Source organism: Microcoleus sp. D2_18a_B4 (assembly GCF_036702475.1).
Taxonomy (GTDB): Bacteria; Cyanobacteriota; Cyanobacteriia; order Cyanobacteriales; family Microcoleaceae; genus Microcoleus.
Genome location: NZ_JAUBTL010000020.1, coordinates 82,006 through 103,006, shown reverse-complemented (window position 1 = coordinate 103,006; position 21,001 = coordinate 82,006). Strand labels below are relative to the sequence as shown.

General features: G+C 44.4%; 13 protein-coding genes. 7 read left to right on the top strand and 6 right to left on the bottom strand.

Annotation, left to right across the window (positions count from 1 at the left end):
* Positions 1-114: 114 nt before the first annotated feature.
* Positions 115-1,308, bottom strand: a complete 1,194-nt coding sequence (locus tag QUB04_RS14275; protein ID WP_333285177.1) for an NAD(P)/FAD-dependent oxidoreductase — start codon at positions 1,306-1,308, stop codon at positions 115-117.
* Between the two features lie 729 nt (positions 1,309-2,037).
* On the opposite strand from QUB04_RS14275, the gene QUB04_RS14270 reads away from it, so the two are divergent.
* Positions 2,038-5,127: a PAS domain S-box protein gene (locus QUB04_RS14270; protein ID WP_333285175.1), complete on the top strand. Its 3,090-nt coding sequence runs from the start codon at positions 2,038-2,040 to the stop codon at positions 5,125-5,127.
* A 145-nt stretch (positions 5,128-5,272) separates the two neighbouring features.
* On the top strand, positions 5,273-5,698 hold the full coding sequence (locus tag QUB04_RS14265; RefSeq protein ID WP_333285193.1) for a DCC1-like thiol-disulfide oxidoreductase family protein: 426 nt from the start codon (positions 5,273-5,275) through the stop codon (positions 5,696-5,698).
* A 41-nt stretch (positions 5,699-5,739) separates the two neighbouring features.
* Here QUB04_RS14265 and QUB04_RS14260 read toward each other — a convergent pair whose 3' ends face one another.
* The 3 genes from QUB04_RS14260 to QUB04_RS14250 all read right to left on the bottom strand — a co-directional run bounded on the left by QUB04_RS14260 (position 5,740) and on the right by QUB04_RS14250 (position 14,722).
* Entirely contained in the window at positions 5,740-6,165 is a 426-nt protein-coding gene (locus tag QUB04_RS14260; RefSeq protein ID WP_333285173.1) for a hypothetical protein, read from the bottom strand.
* A 276-nt stretch (positions 6,166-6,441) separates the two neighbouring features.
* The gene (locus QUB04_RS14255; RefSeq protein ID WP_445301057.1) at positions 6,442-11,901 is read right to left on the bottom strand and encodes a trifunctional serine/threonine-protein kinase/ATP-binding protein/sensor histidine kinase; all 5,460 of its coding nucleotides are present in this window, start codon (positions 11,899-11,901) and stop codon (positions 6,442-6,444) included.
* Between the two features lie 439 nt (positions 11,902-12,340).
* Positions 12,341-14,722 (bottom strand): GAF domain-containing protein, encoded by a 2,382-nt coding sequence (locus QUB04_RS14250; RefSeq protein ID WP_333285171.1) that lies wholly within the window; start codon positions 14,720-14,722, stop codon positions 12,341-12,343.
* A gap of 521 nt (positions 14,723-15,243) precedes the next feature.
* On the opposite strand from QUB04_RS14250, the gene QUB04_RS14245 reads away from it, so the two are divergent.
* The 5 genes from QUB04_RS14245 to QUB04_RS14225 all read left to right on the top strand — a co-directional run bounded on the left by QUB04_RS14245 (position 15,244) and on the right by QUB04_RS14225 (position 19,411).
* Positions 15,244-16,026, top strand: coding sequence for a calcium-binding protein (locus QUB04_RS14245; protein WP_333285169.1), 783 nt, complete (start codon positions 15,244-15,246; stop codon positions 16,024-16,026).
* A 145-nt stretch (positions 16,027-16,171) separates the two neighbouring features.
* Positions 16,172-16,777 (top strand): Uma2 family endonuclease, encoded by a 606-nt coding sequence (locus QUB04_RS14240; protein WP_333285167.1) that lies wholly within the window; start codon positions 16,172-16,174, stop codon positions 16,775-16,777.
* 182 nt (positions 16,778-16,959) lie between these two features.
* On the top strand, positions 16,960-18,453 hold the full coding sequence (locus tag QUB04_RS14235; protein WP_333285165.1) for a tetratricopeptide repeat-containing serine protease family protein: 1,494 nt from the start codon (positions 16,960-16,962) through the stop codon (positions 18,451-18,453).
* Between the two features lie 170 nt (positions 18,454-18,623).
* Positions 18,624-19,040 (top strand): hypothetical protein, encoded by a 417-nt coding sequence (locus QUB04_RS14230; protein ID WP_333285163.1) that lies wholly within the window; start codon positions 18,624-18,626, stop codon positions 19,038-19,040.
* Positions 19,041-19,054: 14 nt separating this feature from the next.
* Positions 19,055-19,411, top strand: coding sequence for a hypothetical protein (locus QUB04_RS14225; RefSeq protein WP_333285161.1), 357 nt, complete (start codon positions 19,055-19,057; stop codon positions 19,409-19,411).
* Positions 19,412-19,568: 157 nt separating this feature from the next.
* Here QUB04_RS14225 and QUB04_RS14220 read toward each other — a convergent pair whose 3' ends face one another.
* Both QUB04_RS14220 and QUB04_RS14215 read right to left on the bottom strand, forming a co-directional pair.
* On the bottom strand, positions 19,569-20,348 hold the full coding sequence (locus QUB04_RS14220; RefSeq protein WP_333285159.1) for a Tat pathway signal protein: 780 nt from the start codon (positions 20,346-20,348) through the stop codon (positions 19,569-19,571).
* A 3-nt stretch (positions 20,349-20,351) separates the two neighbouring features.
* Entirely contained in the window at positions 20,352-20,867 is a 516-nt protein-coding gene (locus QUB04_RS14215) for a hypothetical protein (RefSeq protein WP_333285157.1), read from the bottom strand.
* Positions 20,868-21,001: the final 134 nt, after the last annotated feature.

The window sequence follows — 21,001 nt, the reverse complement described above, 5'->3', positions numbered from 1 at the left end:
TCCACAAGAACATTGAATTTTTTTGGAACGGGCAAGATGCCCATTCCACAAGAACATTGAATTTTTGTGGAACAGGCATCTTGCCTGTTGCCAATCTATTTGAAGAAGCATCGATTAACTTTTAAGCAACTCCTGAATCGGCCTGCTAATCCAATTGAAACCAACTTTTAGTTGATGGTCAAATGTTGGCATCCGATAGAGATAAGCTAAGCGGCGAGCAATGTGGGCTAGTTGTCCGTCGAGTTTAATTCCTAAACCGGCCAGGGTGGCGTTGTCAATTCCTAATGTCATCATTTCTCCTAGCGGCTGATAGCGGAAAGGAAGTAAAGGACGGCCGGTGAGGGATGCCCAAATGTTCCATGCGGTGTAGTCAGCTTGCTGGAAGGCTGTTTGGGCTGTTCCGGGGACTTTTTGACCATTTGCATCGTGACATTCTGCTAAGTCTCCCAAGGCAAATATATCTGGATGGTCGATAATTTGCATTTGCGAATTGACTGTTAATTGACCGCGCTGGTTTTGTTTGAGGGGTAGCGATCGCACTGCTTGACTGACTTGAGTTCCTACTGTCCACAGCACTATGTCTACGGGGAGAACATCTAATTGTCCTTTGTAAAGTAAGGATATTGTGTCGGCTTCGATCGCCTCTACTTCTGTTTCTAAGTCGATCCACACTTTCCGTTTTTCTAATGCTTGGGTGGCGGCTTCGCGGTTAAACTCCGGTGATGTCCGCAGAATCATGTTCCCTTGCTCGACTAACCGCACGCGACCTTTTTCTCCGAGTCGATCGGCTAATTTACAAGCTAATTCTACTCCCGCATAACCGGCGCCGACGATCGCCACCCGAATTTTGTCGGTATTGCTGGCTTCTAAAAACCGCAATCTTTCTTCTAAGCGGTAGGCGTCGTCGAGAGTGCGAAATGAGTAAGCGTATTCAACGGCACCTTTGACCATATCTAGGGGGGTTTCGCCGCCTAAAGCTAAAACAAGGCGATCGCACGGAATTTCTGGCCCGTCGTGCAACTTCACTCGCTTTTCCTCTACATCGATGCCGGAAACAGTACCTTGACAAAAGCGCACGCCTGTGTTTTCCAAGAGTTCGGCAAACGGTGGGGCAATTTCCCAGGTTTGGAGTTCGCCGGTCAGGAGTTCGTACAGCAGGGGAACGAACAAAAATCGATCGCGGCGGTCAACTAGGACTATTTCGGGTTTTTCGGTTTTGGAGAAGGGTAACTGACTCAAGCGCAGGGCTGTGTAGAGTCCGCCGAAGCCTCCGCCGAGAATGCAAATCCGGGGTTGTTGTTGAGTCATCAGAACTATGGGTTTGAAACCCCGTCCTTTTAGGACGGCTTTACATTGAATTGAATCCCCTCGCGGGGTGGAGGGGTATGGTTGCCCCAAGGCGTGAGGTATGGTTGCCTCAATCTCTTTTCGGAGTAAAGTTAGCACGCGCCTTTGTTTAGTGAGCTTGTTAGGTTGAAAGCACTGTTCCTGTTACCTGAGAACTGTTTAACTCTCAACGACAGAGCAAAGGACTAGCTACGCATCCCAGGGTGTCATGACTCGAAAAACGTAGTCAGTTAAGACTGAGGCCCGTCAGAACGGCTTGTTAGATTTCTCCTTCAAGCCTCATGCCTAAAGGCTGAGGTTCCTGACGGTGTTTTGTTTGAGGGGCGATCAGTAACAAGGCCACTTATCTTATTGTAACGAGAGTGAGGGAGTGGGGGAGTGGCAGAGGGAGAGATGGGGAGAGAGGGGGAGTGGGAAAACGAGAAAGGGGAAAATCTTCCCTGTTTCCCTCGAACCTCAACATACATACGTTAAATGCGTTCAATCCGTTAGATAATGCGTTTCCGAACTGTTTTCTATATCTATAGCCTTGATTAGCTTTACCTATTACCCGCCCTCAAATTTTCTGAATGTTCGCAGAACTAATTTTGTACTATATTAGTTTATAACGAATTATTTCGCAAATTTAATTCACTTTTTATAGGGCCATCTACTCTAACACTTGCCTCCGCACTCACAAGTGAAAAAATCATGCAAATTTCCTCGAATTCTTCTAAATTTAAGAACGGCGATCACAATAACGAAGACGGCTCATCTTTGTTAAAAAGCGAAGAAAAATATAAAAATTTAGTAGCTAATATTCCCGGTGCTGTCTACCGCTGTACCTGCGAGTATACGGAGGACGGGGAATTAACACGGACAATGGCGTTTTTGAGCGAGGCGGTTCAAGAAATATCAGGCTATCCATCTTCTGATTTTATCAACGATCGCGTCCGTTCCTTGGCAAGCATTATCCATCCTCAAGACCGCAAAAATGTGGATGCTACTGTCAAAAAAAGTGTAGCAACTAGAACTCCGTACATCCTTGAATACCGGATTGTCCGGGCTGACGGCGGCATTAGCTGGGTTTACGAAAAAGGCAAAGCTGTTTGCTGCGAGGCGGACGAGGCGAGAGGAAGACAAGAGGGACAAGGGCAAATTGAGGACTTTTTGTCGGCTGTGGTTTCGCCGGTTTCGCCGGTTTCGCCGGTTTCGCCGATCGCAAATTCTCTGTGTCGGGTTGTCTATCTCGACGGAGTAATTTTGGATATTACGGAACGAAAGCGAGCTGAGGAAAATTTGCGAAACACTCAAGATTTTCTGAATGCGGTACTGCAAAATCTGCCGATTAGCGTCTTTATTAAAGATGCTGTGGAACAAAAATTTATTTATTGGAATACTGCTAGCGAAGAATTGTTTGGCTATTCCAGGGATGAAGTGATCTTAAACAATGCTGCTGACTTGTTCGAGTCAGATCATGCCAATTACTTGCAAGCACAAGATTTAGAAGTGCTGGCCACGAGAAAAGGCGTCGATTTGCCCGAACAAACTATCGAACTTCCGCACCGAGGAAAGCGGATTTTGCACACGAAAAAAGTTCCTTTGTTTGACGATTCGGGCACACCTAAGTACATTCTGGGTATTGCTGAAGATATTACGGAAAGCAAAAAAACTGAAACAGAATTGTCGCGCTTGGCCATTGTGGCTCAAAAAACGCAAAATGGTGTGATTATTACTGATGCTCAAGGCTGCATTGAATGGGTGAATGAAGGATTTACTCGGATTAGCGGTTATGTGCTCGCAGAAATACAGGGAAAAAAACCGGGTGATGTACTGCAAGGCCCTGAAACAGACCCGCTAACTATTGCTCAACTGCGATCGGCTTTGGCTGCAGGCGTGCCGTTTAATCAGGAAATTTACAATTACAAAAAGGATGGAAGGGGTTATTGGGTGGCGCTTTCGATTGCCCCAATTTATCAAGAAAATGGGGAACTCGAAGGTTTTATTGCGGTGCAAACTGATATTACGGATCGCAAGCAAGCAGAGGCAACAGTCAGGGAGAGGGAGAATTATTACCGCTGCATTGTCGAGACGGCTTCGGAGGGCGTTTGGATGTTTGACAGCGAAAGTACCACGACTTTTGCTAACTCTCGGATGGCCGAAATGCTGGGGTATACTGTGGAGGAAATGCTGGGGCGATCGCTATTTGAGTTTATCGACTGCGAGTCTAGGGAAATAGCAGAAAGTTATGTCCAGCGCAGGCGGCAAGGCCTTCGGGAACGCCACGATTTTAAGTTTACTCGCAAAGACGGATCTCACTTGTGGGCGATCGTGTCCGCGACGCCGATGTTCGACGGTGAGGGCGAATTTTCCGGGGTGTTGCGGATGATTACCGATATTAGCGATCGCAAACAAGCAGAAGCAGAATTGCGCCAAACTCTCCAAGAGTTGGAATTTGAAAAATTTGCTTTGGATCAATCAGCAATTGTCTCGAATACCGACGAATTCGGAGCCATTACCTATGTCAACGAGCAATTTTGCGAACTCTTTAAATACTCCCGAGAAGAACTGCTCGGCCAAACCCACAGAATTGTCAATTCTGGCTATCACCCAGCCGATTTTTTCAAGCAGCTTTGGTCAACAATCCGCCAGGGAAAGGTTTGGCGGGGAGAAATGAAAAATCAAGCTAAAGACGGCACATTATTTTGGTTGGATACTACCATTGTACCTTTCTTAAATAGCAGCGGAGAACCCCATCAATATGTAGCAATTCGCAAAGATATTACCGATCGCAAACACGCAGAAGAAGCGGTGCGGCTTTCCGAAAGTCAATTGAGGACTAAAAATGAAGAATTGGCAAAAGCCCTGCGGGACGTGCATAAAACTCAAAGCATGATGGTTCAAAATGAAAAAATGGTAAGTTTGGGGCAATTAGTCGCTGGGGTTGCTCACGAAATCAACAATCCAGTTAGCTTTATTTACGGCAATGTCATGCACGCTGACGATTACTTTCAAGACTTGCTAAAAATTCTGCAACTTTACCAGCAGGAATACCCGCACCCAACACCGATTATTCAACAAGAGATAAATGATATCGATTTGAATTTTCTGCTCAGAGATTTGCCGAATCTGCTAAATTCGATGAAAATGGGAGCCGAACGAATTCGCCAAATTGTGCTGTCACTGAAAAATTTTTCGCGATTAGATGAATCCGAACAAAAGCAGGTGGATATTCACGAAGGGATTGAAAGCACTTTATTGATTTTGCAGCACAGGTTGAAAGAAACGGCAGGGCGTCCTAAAATTGTGCTGCTCAAAGAGTTCGGGAATTTGCCCCGCGTACAGTGTTATGCAGGACAGTTGAATCAGGTTTTTATGAATATTATTGGCAATGCAATTGATGCTTTGGAAGAGGCAATGGAGACTGGACAGTGGGCAGAGGGACAACTGGCGCCTATTCCTTATTGTCCTTCCCCGACGCTGCGGATTTGTACGGATGTAAAATATGAACAGGATGCTTTGATGCAAGCAGATTCTGCTGTTTCTGATGATTCAATGCCACATCCTTCTCATATTGTGATTCGGATTGCTGACAACGGGCCGGGGATTCCGATAGATGTTCACAAAAGGCTGTTCGATCCGTTTTTTACTACGAAAGAACCTGGTAAAGGTACTGGTTTGGGGCTGTCTATCAGCTATCAAATTGTGGTGGAAAAACACGGCGGGCTGCTTAAGTGCGATTCTGCACCGGGTCAAGGGACGGAATTTGCGATCGAGATTCCTGTGGGGAATAGTCAGTAGTCAGTAGTCAGTTGTCAGTTGTCAGTTGTCAGTTGTCAGTTGTCAGTTGTCAGTTGTCAGTTGTCAGTTGTCAGTAGTTATTTACTACCAATTACCCATTTCCGATGCCCAATGCCCAATGCCCAATTCATTATTCCCCCTAACCATGAAATATAGCGTAATTTACGACGGCAATTGCAATCTCTGCGTTACCTTGGTGCAGTTACTAGAAAACTTAGACCAAGGCAAGAATTTTGAGTATATTTCCATGCAAGATTTAGAGCAATTAAATCGCTTTGGGATTACGTCGGAAGACTGCGAAATGGGGATGATTTTGATAGATGGCAACACCCCGGAACGCCGCTGGCAGGGCAGCGATGCGGCGGAGGAAATCGGACGGATATTGCCTGCTGGCGAGGTGTTTGTGGCTGCTTACCGCGCCATGCCGGGGATGAAGTGGATGGGCGATCGCGTGTACGAACAAGTCCGCGATAACCGCTATACTTTGTTTGGCAAGCGATCGACTACTTACAAATCTGTTTATCCAGTTGGCTGTAAGTCGATCGACAATTGCGATAATAGCAAGGAATAAAGTCTTTACTACAAACAGGAGATCCGTGAAAACTGAAGTCCTCAAAAAGATTGATTAAACAAACCGAATATCTCGCGGCAAAAGTCTTTGAGTTTTTGGGCTGACTCCGCAGCGGGTTCGGTTTGACCGAAAAAACTCCAATTTTCCACGGTGGAAAAGCGCCACTGCTGACCAGTATGATCGTAACCGGCTGCCTCAACGCCGATCGCCCGACGGCTTCCTTCTACCGGATCTTGGTAAAATCGGATTTGAATCAAGATGCTGCGGCTTTGCAACAAGCGGCTTCTACCGGGGAAATGGAAGCCAATGTCGATCGAATCTGGATCTACAAGTTCTCTGGTATCCTGGTCATTCATCCAAGGTTTCAAATCGACTTTTGTATCCGGGAATTCCGACTTGAATAAATTAACAACCGCAGCAATTTTGCTGGCAACTTCTATATTTTTGGCTTGTTCGGCAGCGTTCACTCGAAAAACTCCTATCAAATATAGTTATTACATTTAGCTAATAATGTAACTGCATAGTGCCGAATGTAGACTGTGAACAGCGGACTTTTTCCGAAATAATTAGGCATTGACAAATTTTAATATATGTGTTATGCCGTTTTTAGCCGAGTCTCGATCCCCCTAAATCGCCCTTAAAAAGGGGAGTAGGGGTTGACTTTGAGGATGCTCTTGTCCCCCCTTATTAAGGGGGGTTAGGAGGGCTCTCCGGGTTTTAAAACACGCCATAGTTCCATAATCTTAATTCAGGGGAAGGGCGATCGCAAATTCCGAACCTTCTCCCAGCACCGATTCGCAAGTTAGTTTACCGCCGTGGGTTTCTTCCACAATTTGCCTGCTGATAGACAACCCCAAACCCGTACCTTTCCCTACTCCTTTGGTAGTAAATAAATGGTCAAATATTTTCGACTTGACCTCCGATGACATCCCTTGACCGTTATCTTTGATTTTAATCACCACGCTGTTGCTATCCTCGGAGACTTGAGTGATAATGGCGATCGTATTCGGTAAAGCTTCAATTTCAGCGTAAGTGCGACCCTGATTGAATTCGTCAAAACACTCGATCGCATTTGCCAGCAAATTCATAAACACCTGATTCAGTTGCCCAAAATAACATTTAACTGGCGGGATATCTCCGTATTCTTTAATAATTTTAATCGCGGGGCGAGTATCTTTAGCTTTCAGACGATACTGTAAAATCATCAAAGTGCTGTCGATGCCCTCATGAATATTTGCTGATACTTTATTCGCAGTATCAGCGCGGGAAAAAGTCCGCAAAGACTTGCTAATATTGCGAATGCGCTCTGTACCTGATTTCATAGATAAAAGCATTTTTGGCAAATCTTCGATCAAATATTCTAAATCAATCTCCGATGCTTTATCTTCTAACTCATCTCCAGGATTAGGAAATTTTTCTTGGTAAAGTTGTAAGCAATCAATCAAATCTAAGCTAGCCTCAGCAGCAGCATCAAGATTGCCCGCAATAAAACCCAGCGGATTGTTAATTTCGTGAGCAACCCCTGCAATCAAGTTGCCGAGAGCCGACATTTTTTCGCTTTGAATGAGTTGCAGTTGCGCCTGTTGCAGTTCATTGAAAGATTTTTCTAACTGTTGAGATTTTTCTTTTTCGCGCGCGTACAAACCAGCATTTTCTACAGCAATAGCAACTTGAGAAATTAACACTTTGAATACTTCTACTCTCTCTGCTGTAAAAGCTCCTACTGTCAAAGCATTTTCTAAATAAATTATTCCGCGCCGCTGAGATTGATAAATAATCGGCAAACAGAGAATTGATTTGGGTTGATATTTCTGAATGTAGGTATCTACGTTAAAAGGTTCGGCAACAGTAGCATTGTCTAAAACCAGATGCTTTTGACTGCGGTGTACGTAATTAATCACAGACAGGGGTACATCTTGACGATTTTCTACGGGAATAGAGGGTAAAAGTGTCACTGTATCATCCGCAAAAGTGCCAGTAGCTTCTATGCAGAGGATCTCGTTTTTCAGCAGCAGCAGCACTACTTTTTGAGCCGCCGCATTTTCTAAAATAATTTTGATTAATTTGGTCAACAATTTTTCTAGAACAATTTCACCGTTAAGGGCTTGCGCCGACTTAATAAAAGTAGCTAAGTCTAAGAAATCGCCTAAACTACTACTGGTAGTATTTCCCGTGGCAGTGCGGGTGACATCGAGGGTTGGGGTTGGAATTGTGCGCGTCTGTGCTGCTAAGAAAGGATGTGTTGATTCTAAGTGTTTAACTTTAGCTATGGCTCCCCAATGGATATATCCATAATAGGCTTTAGTCAGATATGCTTGAGAAACTATCTCTTTACCCAAAGCTTGATAAAATTCTCCTGCTAATTCACAGGCTAATGCTTCCTCGTGAATGTAACCGTTTTTGGCGGCTCCATCAATTGCGCGATCGTACAAATCCATTGCTTGGCTATTTTGCCCCAATACTCGCGCTTTCTCGGCTGCTACCAAATCGTATTTGTGTTGATAATTCATCGGAGCATGAACTGCCCATTTTTTCATCTTATTTTGGTTTTGCAGCACTTTTTCCAGATATTGCTTTTGTTCCCCTTTGCCACTTGCTGGATACAAAGCTATGATACTGAGAGAGGAGTAAAAGTTATTCAGAGAAACCACATAAAAGCCGGCTACGGACTCCTCATGTTTCTCAAATAACCTTGAATTTTCCAAGGCTTCCGCATAGTTCCTGAAGAGATAATTAAGCTGAGTTTTGGCATAATAAACCACACCAACTAAAACAAAATTTTTAGTTTCTATTAAAACGGGGAGCATTTTTAATTCATTAAATCTCTCGCCGACTAAATGGCAGGGTTCGACAGCTTGACCGCGCAAATTGAGGGCTGTCTGCCTGCCTATACTTATATGCTGTACAGCTATTTCTAGTTGAGATTGCTGCATTAGTTTCATATATTTACCAGTCTCCTGCTCCACCAAATCTAGAGGCTCTCCTATCGACAGTTTTTTGAAGCAATATTCAGTTATAGAATAACCAGCATATTCCAACTCTCCAGTTTCGATACCAGCTTGAAAACCTTCTTTGAGCTCGTCTAATCCTGACTTGACAGAGGCGTTCCAGTGGTTAATAAAAGAACCAAAGGCTGTATAAACTCTACTTTTGATTGAACGGGAGGGAAATTTGTCTAACATCCTAATTGCCAGTTGACCGAATTGGTATGCCAAACTAATGTCCCCTAGCTTGTACATAACTACGCCATAAAAAACGTAGGCAATACTCGCATAAGGCGAATTACCATATTTAATGCACAGCTTGACCATCCTAAAGGCCAGCAGCGGTACCAGTGGGGGCTTGGCCTGAATAGCACTGCTGAGAATCCCTGATAAAATCCGCATGGCTGCTTGTTTTTCGGGATCAATCATTTGTGTCAAGTTAGCTAAATCCTCAATTCGTTTCAATCCCAAGCTCAGTTTTGTATTAATCAGTCCCGGCACAATATTTAGCGCGTTGGGGTTTTGAGGAAAAGAAATACCTAACATTTTCAGCACTTCCAGTCCTGTATTGAGTGCTTCTACAAGTCTATTTTGAGCGTTATAAGACTGGATTTGAAGTTCATAAACATTCACTTTCTCCAGTAAACTTTTAGCTTTTTGCACGACAATATCAACCAGTTTTTTTGAATCTTCATAGTTGATGTTTAAGTATTCAGCTTCTGCCGTTGACTCGTAAATTGCTAAGGTTAAGTCATAGTGGCTTTGCCAAGAATCCGCAGGCAATAGTTCCATAGCAACCCGCAAATACCTAACAGCAGCTTCATAAGCAGCAGCCGCTTTAGCCTTGCGTCCAGCAGTTAAATTTAATTGTGCCAACTGAGTTTTTTCTGAATGTTGGCTAATTGTGTCAATTCCGACATTCAACTGATTGACGATATCAAATATGTTTTCTTCTAGCTGGTCGGGGGGAGTATTCTGTAACAGTAATTGACCGATTTTTAAATGGGTGGATTGCTTTTGGTCTTCGGGAATTAGCGAATATGTGGCTTGCTGAACGCGATCGTGCAAAAATTTGTATGTTACCCGCGAAGTGTCTAACTTGAGATGGATTGATTCGGCTCGAGCGAAAACTAATGGAATGCGATAGGCATCGCTCAAGGGCAGAATTAACCCTGCTTGCAAAGCTGAATAAAGTTCAGTTGCTGTAGTATTAGCTGACTTTTCGCTAACAAGTGACAGCACATCTAAAGCAAATTTATCACCCACGCAAGCTGCTAGCTTCAACACTTCTTGCGTGGGTGTCGGCAGCTTTTCAATGCGAGAAGCTACCAGTTCCACCACACTTTTATCGGTGATTCCAATGGCTTGGATTTCATCGATACTCCAATACCAGCCCGTTTGACTTGCGTCATTTGTAATCTGATTAAATTCAAATTTCAAAAGAGAGTCTTGATAAAGTGCTTGGAGTAATTGGGTCAAGAAAAAAGGATTTCCGCCCGTTTTATTCCAGATCAAATCGGCTAGATTTGTTACTTTTTCTGGGGAAGTGTTAAGTGTTTCAGTGACTAACTCCGTCACATTTGCTAAATGCAGCGGTTGCAACACGATATTGTTGACTATTGTACCAGTTTTTTCAATTTGTTCTACAGTCTGGATTAAGGGGTGGGTCGGACTAACTTCATTGTCTCGATAGGCACCGATTAGCAACAAATATTCCTGGTCAGGGTCAGTTATCAGTATTTGCATCAACTTTAATGTTGCTGAATCTGCCCACTGCAAATCGTCTAAAAAGATAACTAGGGGGTGTTCTTTTTGGGCGAAAACGCGAATAAATTCTTTGAATACCCGATTGAATCGATTTTGGGATTCTACAGGGGCAAGTTCTGGGACTTCTGGCTGTTTGCCGATAATTAATTCAACTTTTGGAATTACGTCGGCAATTACTTGGCCGTCTGTTCCCACGGCTGTTAAAATTTTAGTGCGCCATATTTCTAATGAAAGTGTACTTTCTGTTAGCAATTGCCGCAGCAAGGAGTTAAATGCTTGGATTAATGAGGCATAAGGAATGTTGCGTTTTAATTGGTCAAATTTGCCGCTGATGAAGTAACCTTTTGACCGGGTAATGGGTTTGCTAACTTCGTTGACTACGGCTGATTTACCGATGCCTGAGTAGCCTGATACTAGCATTAATTCGCTGCTTCCTGATGGGGGCGGGTTTTGTTCTAAGGTTGTGGGTTTTTCTAACAAATTGTTAGCTAAACCCGCTCTTACACGTTCAAATGCTGCTAGCAATTCATTAACCTGATTTTCCCGACCATACAATTTTTGGGGAATTAACAATTGGCTGAGAATATCTAAGCGTCCGGGGATGAAGTCGGCAATTTGTCCGGTGGTTTCTAACTGATGCAAACAAATTTCTAAGTCTGCCAATAACCCGGACGCACTTTGATATCTATCTTCGGCATTTTTTGCCATCAATTTCATCACTATTTCTGAGATGGCGACAGGTATCTCAAAATTGATTTGATGGGGATATATGGGTGGAACTGCGATGTGGCTATAAACTATTTCTAAGGGGTCGTTGCTGCAGAAAGGCAATTTTCCAGTCAGCATTTCATATAATGTGATACCAAAGGAATAAAAGTCTGTGCGGTAGTCGAGGGTGCGGTTCATTCTCCCGGTTTGTTCGGGTGACATATAGGCTAAGGTGCCTTCGACTGAGTTGGGATTGTTAAATTGCGGGTTTTCTTTGTTGAGTTTTGTAGCAATGCCGAAGTCGGTGAGTTTTACTTGTTTTGTTTGCGAGTTAATTATGATGTTGCTGGGTTTGATGTCTTTGTGAATAATGTGCTGAAAATGCAGGTATTGTAAGGCTTTGACTATTTGGATGGCGATGTTTAAATTTGCTTGCAGGCTCAAGGTTTCTCTTTCCAGCAGTTTTGCGAGGGATTCGCCGCCAAAGTCTTCTAAAACGATTCCTAATCGGTGGTCCAATGTTTCGAGACTGATGGCTTTGACGATTTGTTCGCTGTCTAAATTTTGGCGGATTTGATATTCGTGTTTGAGCCTGGTAATGGCTTCGAGGGTGGGATATTCAGCTTTGAGGACTTTCAGAATTGCTGGGGGCGCGTCTGTCGGTGTTTGTCCGCGATAGACTATTGTTTCGACGCCTTCGTGCAGAGTAGAAGTTATTTGGTATTCTGATAAGTTTAACATCATTTAAGTTAGAAATTACAGGAGCTAATTCTCATGAGATTAACATTACTTAATCTTGATTTTGTGTGATTGCGATCGTGTATTTGGCGATTTCCAATCACACGGAATATACACTAAGTGAAAATGTGGGCTTGATCGTTGGTGTCGGGAGCATCTCAATGAAAGCCGCCCAGCTATAAATTGGAGTTTTGAGGCAGGAGGCAGGAGGCAGGAGGCAGGAGGAAAGAGGAAGAAGGAAGGAGCAAGAAGAAGTGTTTTTACAAATATGAGATGCTCCCTTGGTGTCAACAAACATCATAAATGTAATATTGGTCTTGTGTGTGAGTCCCGAATGCTTTGGCTGCACAGTTTTTCAGGGGCATGGGAGCGATCGCACTGGGCATAAAACAGCCGGAGATGGGAGCGATCGCACTCCGCCTAAAACAGGCAATTGAACGTGTCCTCAATCGCTGACTACTGTAACTTCACAGATAGTAGAAATAGATTCCGGTTCAGGCAAAATACGCACGCGGGCGAATTTTAAACCGCTGACTCCTTGCAGTGATTCTACCATGCCCGTCTGAACTTTTGGCTCTACCCAACCTTCGCGAGACAAGTAGCGCAAGTATTGTTGGTACTCTTCCCATTCGTCTTCCGCTGAATAAACTACCGTTAACATTCCGGGCTGGGTAATTCGCTCTTGTAAGTCTTTGTCAACAGCTTTTTCGATCCGCTTTTTGACAAGTTCGTAGCGGATGTCGCGAGTGCCTTTGACATCAAACATTTTTTCGGTGTTTTCGTTGTGAAAAATGTCGATCGTGGTATTCTGCACTAAGACTAAATGTGCGAGTTCCATGTTGATTTGAGACTCGGCTTGCAGGCGAAAAACTGTGCGGCCACAATCGCAAATTGCTCGCAGTTGTTCGTACCGCAAACTGTGCAGGTGAAACTGGCTGAATTTGGGGTCGATCGATTTTCCTACATAAATCATGTGATCGATGCCGTCGGTGCATTCGATGTCGCAGTAGTGGGGCAAAATTTGCTGCATTTTTTCTTGCCAGCGGGCCCAGGTTTCTTGGAGTTTGGTGCTGATTAAGTTCAGCATTTGGTCGTAGCGGGTGCGATCGCTGTAAACGCAGTTGTGTTCATTTTCACAGGCTGCTTGGTAAGCTTCAACGGCTGCCTGAACCTTGGACCCGCACTGCACAAAATAGTCAAAATATACTTCTAAATGCTCGTTTAAATACTCGGCTGCTCGCACCTCCATATCGACTGTTACTTTTTGTTTTAAATGCTCGATGTAGTCGAGCAAGTCGAGCCGCAGTTGCTCACCGAGGTGGGTAGTTTGTGTTTCGCAAACGGCATCAGCTATGACTAAACCTAAGCGGAATTGTTCGAGCAAATCAGTTTGAATGGCTCGGTTTCTTTCGTCGCTAGAACCGCGAATGTCCGAAATTCCGTACAGCGGATGAACGTCAGCAAATACGATTGTTTCTGGAGGTAGTCCCCAACTTCGCCTTTCTGCTTCTTGGGCGAACCGCCACTCGACTGCGGGATGGATGTTGTGAATGTGGGTAAACCGCTCCTGGATGGCTTGCCGCAGGGCTGCAATGAAGGCGGGAATGAGTTCTTGGGCGTGTTGAGCGTCAATGCCGTTGAAGTGGTTGGGCCGATCGCACAACAGCCCCACAACACCCAAAATCCGCTGCCCGCGCCCCTCGCGGGTGACGGATTTGACTACCAGGGGCACCAGCAGCATCGATCGAGTTCCCATTCTCCGCAAAGTTCGATCGCACTCGGTTTCGCACTCCCTACGCAAGTCTGGCACGTTCCAAACTTGATTTGCTGCTGTGGCCTTCAAAAAGTGAGAAGCTTCTAGGGAGTGCATTGAATAAAGAATCGGCTGCAAATGTTGGCCGTCTTTTGCAACTAATAGCTGTACCTGATCGTCGTCGGGCCGCAGCAGCAAAGTGCCGTCAGCATTGAAGAGCGATCGCAAACACCGATCGATTTTCTCAAATTTGTCGGGCCGCAGCATCGAATCTTGATCGATCAATAACTGAGTCAGCCGCCGAATTTGCTCCTGCACTGTGACATCAAAACCTTCTAGCAGCAGCAAGCCTTCTACGCGGTAATTATCCAACTGCAATCGATCGGCTAAATTTTCCAATTGATTCGGCTGCATCAGCCAAGCTTCCCGTTCTGCAACAGGCATTAATCTTAAAGAAACATCCGCAAATTCATCTATTTTTGAGTCAATTCGAGTAATTTTTAACTGTTCTGAACCCAGCCAAAATTCTATAAATCTGGGTTCTCGGTGTTTGGGGTTTTTTACACTCGCCGTGGCAGGTTCGTCTAGCACCCGCAAACCGTCGATGTCAATTTGATAATATTGCTTAAATACCCAGTGCAAAAGGTGGCGGCGATACAATTGTTCTGCTGTTTTGCCGCCCCACTCCTCGAACAGTTGCAGCAGAGTGATGTCGGTTTCTGCAAACAAACCGTTGGTAAATTGAGTTGCCAAGGGCGTTTCCTCCCAACCGGCCAACCGGCAAAATGCCGCGTTAGCGTAACGCAGGGCAAAAGTTCCCGGTTGCATTACTGCGATTAAAACGCGGCGATCGCCGAGAAATTGAAACAGTCGCTGTAAATCTTGTTTCCACGTTTTCAACGGTTCAATTTCAGCAGATTGACTGGGTACTTTGCCCGCCAAAGCTTCCAGTAGCTGTTCTATACTTGGTTCGCTGGGCAGATTGTTACTGTCTTGCTTTGTTGGGACGATATCTGTCGCGGGCGATTTTACGGAGTTGTTGTTTTGATGGGAAGACGATTTAGGAGTAGACATGAGTAAAACACCTGAAAGCAGTGGATTTTGCCAAAAAATGTCAGCGATCGGCGATTATGGCTTTGTAAAAAGCTTAGATCCTGTTTGTAAAGTTTGTGTGTGGGTATCGGAAACTGGGTGTTTTCTCGGAGGATGGGCCCAGGGACTTTTACTTTTATTCACAAACAACCTCTCAGTCTCGACGTTATAGGTGATATTAACGTGTTTACCACCTGGCGGGTAACACCCATTATAAGCGGTAGACAGTAGCGGATAGTGTAAGCAACTAATGCTATTTGACTCAAAGGCGAGATATATAGCCGCTTTGGGTTGAATGAGGCGTAGCCCTGGTAATTGGTAATTACCAATTGGTAATTACCAATTGGTAATTACCAATTGGTAATTACCAATTGGCAAGCAGGTTGCTGGTCACTAATTTAGTAAATAAAGTTGCGATAGAAATTACCATATAACTTGCTATTTGGCAAGGCGAGAATTAACATATATAATACAGATAACATGATTTGTGAAAGGACATAGTTATGGCTTTAACGGTTAACAATCTCATCGCGGATTCGACAGGATTTCCTGTATTTGCTGGCGGCGGACCACGTCTTTTGGGATTCGCTACACCCGATGAGATTAACGTAGCGAATGGAAATTTGGCGTCTTTTCCCTGGGGAGTTTGGGGACTCGACGGCAACGATACTATGGGAGGTTCGTCGGATTCCAACGAACGTCTGTTAGGAAATAACGGCAATGATATTATCGGCGGTGGTGGCGGAAATGACATAATTTACGGCGGGAAAGATAACGATCTCCTGGATGGAAATGATGGCAACGACGTAGTTAGGGGCGACGCCGGAAATGACCTTATCTTCGGAGGGTTCGGGAACGATATCCTGCGGGGAGGGCAAGGAGACGACGATTTAGATGGCAATGAGGGCGACGATTTCATCGCGGGCGATCGGGGAGTTGACGTGCTCACGGGAGGCCTCGGTGGTGACATATTCGTCCTCAGAAGCAACGATGAAGCATTTGGTATAGATGGAGCAGATGTCGTTACCGATTTTAACTTTGACGAGGGCGATCGTATCGGTTTGACGGACGGTTTAACAGAACAAGACCTTTTCTTTGAAGACGACAATTTGATTGCTTACGATAACGACGGAATTATCAACGACATGGTGATTCAAAACCAAATTACCGGAGACATTGTGGGGGTAGTTTTAAATGTGGATAACTTTGAACTTGTCGGTGCATTTGAACAGGCAAGTCCGTTTGCTTTGGCAGTTAACGGTTCTCAATTCCAGTTTTTGACTTAATTATTTGTAGGGAATGAGACGGGCTAGATCCCCCCTAACCCCCCTTAACAAGGGGGGGACAAGAGCGCTCGAAGTTCCCAATTTCTCCCTTTACATATTTTTATGCTAATCTAAAAGTAGAAATTCCAACTCGGGGAAAGTATATATGACCATTGCCACTCACCCCAAATTAACGGCACTCCCGGAACAGCGGTTGATTTTGCCGCTATCAATGACTTGGGAACAGTTCAAAGCTTTGGATTCATTGCTAGAGTACAGTCGCAGTGTTCGCTTGTCTTACCTCGACGGATATGTGGAAATTATGACACTTTCGCCGGAACATGAAACCATTAAATGCCTGCTGGCAGGAATGTTAATGACCTTTTTCGTAGAAAAAGATATTAGTTTTAGACCGACGGGTAGCGCTACACTCCAAGGGGAAGCAAAAGGCAGCAGCAAGGAACCAGATTTATCTTACTATTTTGGCGAAGACAGACGGCAGCGAGAAACACCCGATTTGGCGATCGAAGTTTTTTTTACTAGCGGAACTATTAATAAACTGGAATACTACCGCAGATTTAACGTAGCAGAAGTTTGGTTTTGGGAAGACGGAGTATTTTCGATTTACCAACTGAACTCGGAGGGTTACAACCTGGTTTCTCGGAGTATGCTGTTGCCGGATTTGGATCTAGAAGTGCTGGGGAGATGCCTGCAAATGTCCGAAGAAAAAGACGCTTTGAAAGTGTTTCGGGATGCAGTTCGAGCTGGTTAACCTACAAGATATACAAATAAAATATGGCCTAGTAATGCCGGCAATGGCGGAAATATACGAAATGTACGAAATGTCATAAAAATCGCAATCATCTGAAAACATCAGGGTTTCGGGTTTTCAGAAATTTTATTTTAATCTATACTATTCGGAGTATAAAAATTTTTACTCTTCAGCAATCACCTATGAATAGGGATTATTCGCGCTTTGATTCCCTCACCAGCATCCTAGCAGGAACAGTAACGGTAGCAGGAATAGTTGTTTTTGCAGCAGCACCCGTTGTCGCAAAAACTCCCCAAGAAATTGCCAAATTAGCGATTTCTGCCACCGTTCAAATTAATGGAACAACTGGTCTAGGTACAGGATTTATTATTGCTAAACAAGGTACAACCTACACTGTCCTGACAGCTAACCATGTTGTAGATGATACCAAAGCTACCTATACGATTCGCAGTCATAGGGGAAAAGACTATCCAGTAACCCGTAGTGTATTATTACAGAAAGGCCAGAATGCTCCCGATTTAGCAGTCGTAACATTTAACAGTACGGAATCTTATCCTGTTGTAACTTTAGGCGATTCCGAACAAGCGACAGTTGGAACCGAAATTTTTGTGTTTGGTTATCCAGGTATTCCAGATAGCAGAAACTACCAAAAAGAGCGCAATTTTGAGTTTGTACCGGGCTTTGTTACCAGCCGGATTTCAAGTCATCCCCAAGGGTATAATTTGCGCTACAATACTGTTACGAAAGGGGGGATGAGTGGCGGGCCTGTATTTGATGTTGAAGGGCGTGTTGTTGGGATTCACGGAGAAGCCGATCGCGATTACGATCGTGTCACAGACGGAAAAGTTATGACAGGTTTAGCCATTACTAAAACCGGGTTTAATTCTGCGATTCCTATTAACACTTTTATAGCTAAATTATCGGAGGCGGGCTTAAATCGATCGGCACTTTTAATTAATACCTCTCCAACAGCTACTGCACCTCTCAAACTGAACAATCCGCAAGATGCTAAAACTTATTACGTTCGCGGTTTAACTCGGTTTGATAAGGGAGATTTGTCAGGGGCTGTTGCCGATTTTAACCAAGCAATTCAAACTCAATCTGATTACGCGGAAGCTTATTTCTATCGAGCCCTCGCTTATTCCGATTTGAGACAAATGCCCAAGAGTATCGCTGATTATAGCAAGGCGATCGCCCTAAATGCCGGTTATGTTGAGGCTTACTACAATCGGGGGCTGGTTTTGTCGGCATTGGGAGATAAACCGGGGGCGATCGCAGATTATACTCAAGTCATCCGCTTGGATAGAAACTTTGCAGCGGCTTACAACAACCGAGGATTAGCACTTTCGGACTTGGGCGATCAAAAAGGAGCGATCGACGATTTCAATCAAGCGCTGCAAATTAATCCCGGTCGCGCCAACACTTATTTTAACAGAGGATTAGCGCTGTTTCGCATCAATAACGATCGCTCTGCATTAGCTGATTACACTCAAGCAATTCAACTCAATCCTAATTATGCAAAGGCTTTTGCTAACCGAGGAATTACGCTGGTGAGAATGGGAGATAGACAAGGGGCGATCGCAGATTTGCAACAAGCGGCTCGTTTATTTAGGGCTCAAGGAATGAATGCAGATGCTCAAAAAGCATTAGATTTGATTGGTCAACTGCAAAGGTAATAAAGTTTATGATATAGCAATCCTGAATCATTTGTAAAAATATGTAGGGGTAGTGCTACCCCTACTCCCCGTGCCTACCCCAGTCAAGGCGGGGCAACCACGGGGGGTTTGCCCCTACAAGAATTACACGAATCATTTAGGATTGCTATATATATGATATAATAGAAAATATGACCATTCTAAAAACCATGTATCAAGCAACATTAACTGATGTTTCCTTAGATCCAATATTAGAGCGCTTAACGCAACTTGCCCAACTAGAACCTGACTGGGATTCTTATGGTGCATTAGCAGTTTCGCCCGTTGCTTTTGTAAAAGCCTGTCAGTTGCTCATTCATGTCAAATACTCTCTGGCGCCTTTAGTTGGCGATCGAATTTTACCCTATGATGCAGCACCAATTGCTAATGGTAGCCTACAACTGGAATGGCGGAGTCCACAGGGCAATCTAGAAGTGGAAATTAAATCTGATATGAGTTTCAGCTATCTACTAATTAAGGGAGAGGGAAGCGAGAGAAAATTTGAGGAGAAAAACGATCTATCATTATCTGAAGTCCTGAATGTATTGTCTCAGCTATTAATTCAATAAGTCAGGATGAGATAGTGCTAGAAGAAATTGCAGATAACGATATCCTTTATCGTCGGATTCCGAATGTACATCTTTATGAGGATGGTACTGTAAAATCAGTGGCTTTCCAGGTTAGAGGAAAACCTGATAACAGCATTTCAGTTGAGTTGGCGAGGCTAACAACTCCCCAGGAAATTTTAGCTCGTGCGAGAAATCCTGACACTACTAAAGTGGGTGTTTTGGTAGCAGGATCTGCCCGTTCTTTAGGCTTCCTTATCCGGCATGACCCTTTGCAGGATAATCCCGCTCATTGTCTTATTGAGGGGGAAAACAACAAAGTCAAGTGTAAACTTTTGGCTGAGGCTACAACTATTTTAACTTTGCCTGAGTAAAGGCGATCGCGCTTTTTGACAAATTGGAATGTAAGGGCGATCGCTACTGTTAGTATAATACCAAATCCGGGTTAAATACCCCCTTGATTCTTCAGTCTCAAGCGAGAGGGACTTCGTTTGACAAGAAGCGGTTTCAACCGCCGAATTTGATTTTCCCCTAAAACCTCACCGTCACCAAAATCACCCGCCGAGGCTGATCTTCCGCTTCAATAATATACTCAACACGCCCAAAACCTTTCGGCCCCGGTTCAACTAAATCGTAGCGAGATGTCACCGTACCTGCGGCTGTATCGTATTGAGCAAAAACAGCACCGGGATTCCTCCCAGCAGACGCATCCGCATCTCCTCCCCAAGATCCCCAATCATCCAATCGCGATCGCGTTGGCAAGATAGAAGCCGCGATTTCTGGAGGCGTTAATCTTTGATCTGCTAAGACTTGTTGAGCGTTATGAATAGCGCACATTGTCGGCCCGGAAATTTTGGCATCGCTATATTGATCTTCCCATTTTTGTACAAACCCAAAACCAACATTCGGGCCGACTTTATCCTGTCTTTGCCGCCCCCACAGCCGACTGGTATCTGATGCAAAATTAGAACCGCTGCCCGTTACCGCTAATTCGGTTCTTTTGCTAGTAAAATTGCGGTTAACAAATTCTTTGTCTGCGGTGCGAATGGCGTTAGCGGCTGCTGGTTCTATTTTACTGCTAACATTAGTATTGCCTTGTACGATTGGTGAGAGAACGCCGGGGATGGGCTGTGCTCCGCAATATTTTTGAATACCGTTGAAAACGCGATCTGCGGATAAGGCACTAATCGGAAATTCTAGGGAATAAGCTTCGGCAGGTTTGGGGAAAAAGATGCCGGATGTTGCGGAAGCAGCAAAAGAAGCTCCACCCCAGATTACGATCCGGTTAAATTGACGGCGGCTAATACTCATAATTTATCTACTCCCTGGAGAGCCTGCCCCTGGTATAATAGCGAGCCAGAAGAAGTAGTACCATTTATTGCTACAATTTGTTGCCCTAGAGCAATAGATATCAACAGCCACACTTTTTCCGTTACTAACATCGACCAGCATTGTATTGACCCTTCCATCTTTTCCTACTTGGGAAGCTACTTGATTTCCATCTACATAAACATCTATTTTCGCAGGGGGTAGACCATCCCCATCCGCAACTCCATACTCTATTCGGAGAGAGGCGGGACCACCAGGAAGTTGACAAGTCCAACCAGCACCGTTACTCGCCCATATCAACAAACGACTGGTGTATATTTCTCTACCTATGGAAACATCCCGAGCTTGTTCTTGATAATTGGGAAACCCTCTATGAACACAGTTGAGTTCGAGCAAAAAGATCGGGCGCTGGGCCTGAGCCACTTGTGCGCCAACTGTCGCTAAACTAAAAGACAACACCCCAGCCGACAACAAACCGCTGAGCCACCGCACTCGCTTCATATAAATATCCTGCTAATACCTTAATCAATTAATATAAAGGATGAGCTGTGTAGGAAAAGTCCTGACTTTAGATAGATGACAAAATCCAAAATGTCACAAGTGTACGAAATGTCAGGTATAATGAATCGCGTAAA

Excerpts from the sequence above, each read along its gene's own strand:
- QUB04_RS14215 (WP_333285157.1), bottom strand. The coding sequence starts at position 20,867 with ATGAAGCGAGTGCGGTGGCTCAGCGGTTTGTTGTCGGCTGGGGTGTTG.
- QUB04_RS14230 (WP_333285163.1), top strand. The coding sequence starts at position 18,624 with ATGACCATTCTAAAAACCATGTATCAAGCAACATTAACTGATGTTTCC.
- QUB04_RS14220 (WP_333285159.1), bottom strand. The coding sequence starts at position 20,348 with ATGAGTATTAGCCGCCGTCAATTTAACCGGATCGTAATCTGGGGTGGA.
- QUB04_RS14240 (WP_333285167.1), top strand. The coding sequence starts at position 16,172 with ATGACCATTGCCACTCACCCCAAATTAACGGCACTCCCGGAACAGCGG.
- QUB04_RS14270 (WP_333285175.1), top strand. The coding sequence starts at position 2,038 with ATGCAAATTTCCTCGAATTCTTCTAAATTTAAGAACGGCGATCACAAT.
- QUB04_RS14245 (WP_333285169.1), top strand. The coding sequence starts at position 15,244 with ATGGCTTTAACGGTTAACAATCTCATCGCGGATTCGACAGGATTTCCT.
- QUB04_RS14250 (WP_333285171.1), bottom strand. The coding sequence starts at position 14,722 with ATGTCTACTCCTAAATCGTCTTCCCATCAAAACAACAACTCCGTAAAA.
- QUB04_RS14265 (WP_333285193.1), top strand. The coding sequence starts at position 5,273 with ATGAAATATAGCGTAATTTACGACGGCAATTGCAATCTCTGCGTTACC.
- QUB04_RS14275 (WP_333285177.1), bottom strand. The coding sequence starts at position 1,308 with ATGACTCAACAACAACCCCGGATTTGCATTCTCGGCGGAGGCTTCGGC.
- QUB04_RS14235 (WP_333285165.1), top strand. The coding sequence starts at position 16,960 with ATGAATAGGGATTATTCGCGCTTTGATTCCCTCACCAGCATCCTAGCA.
- QUB04_RS14255 (WP_445301057.1), bottom strand. The coding sequence starts at position 11,901 with ATGATGTTAAACTTATCAGAATACCAAATAACTTCTACTCTGCACGAA.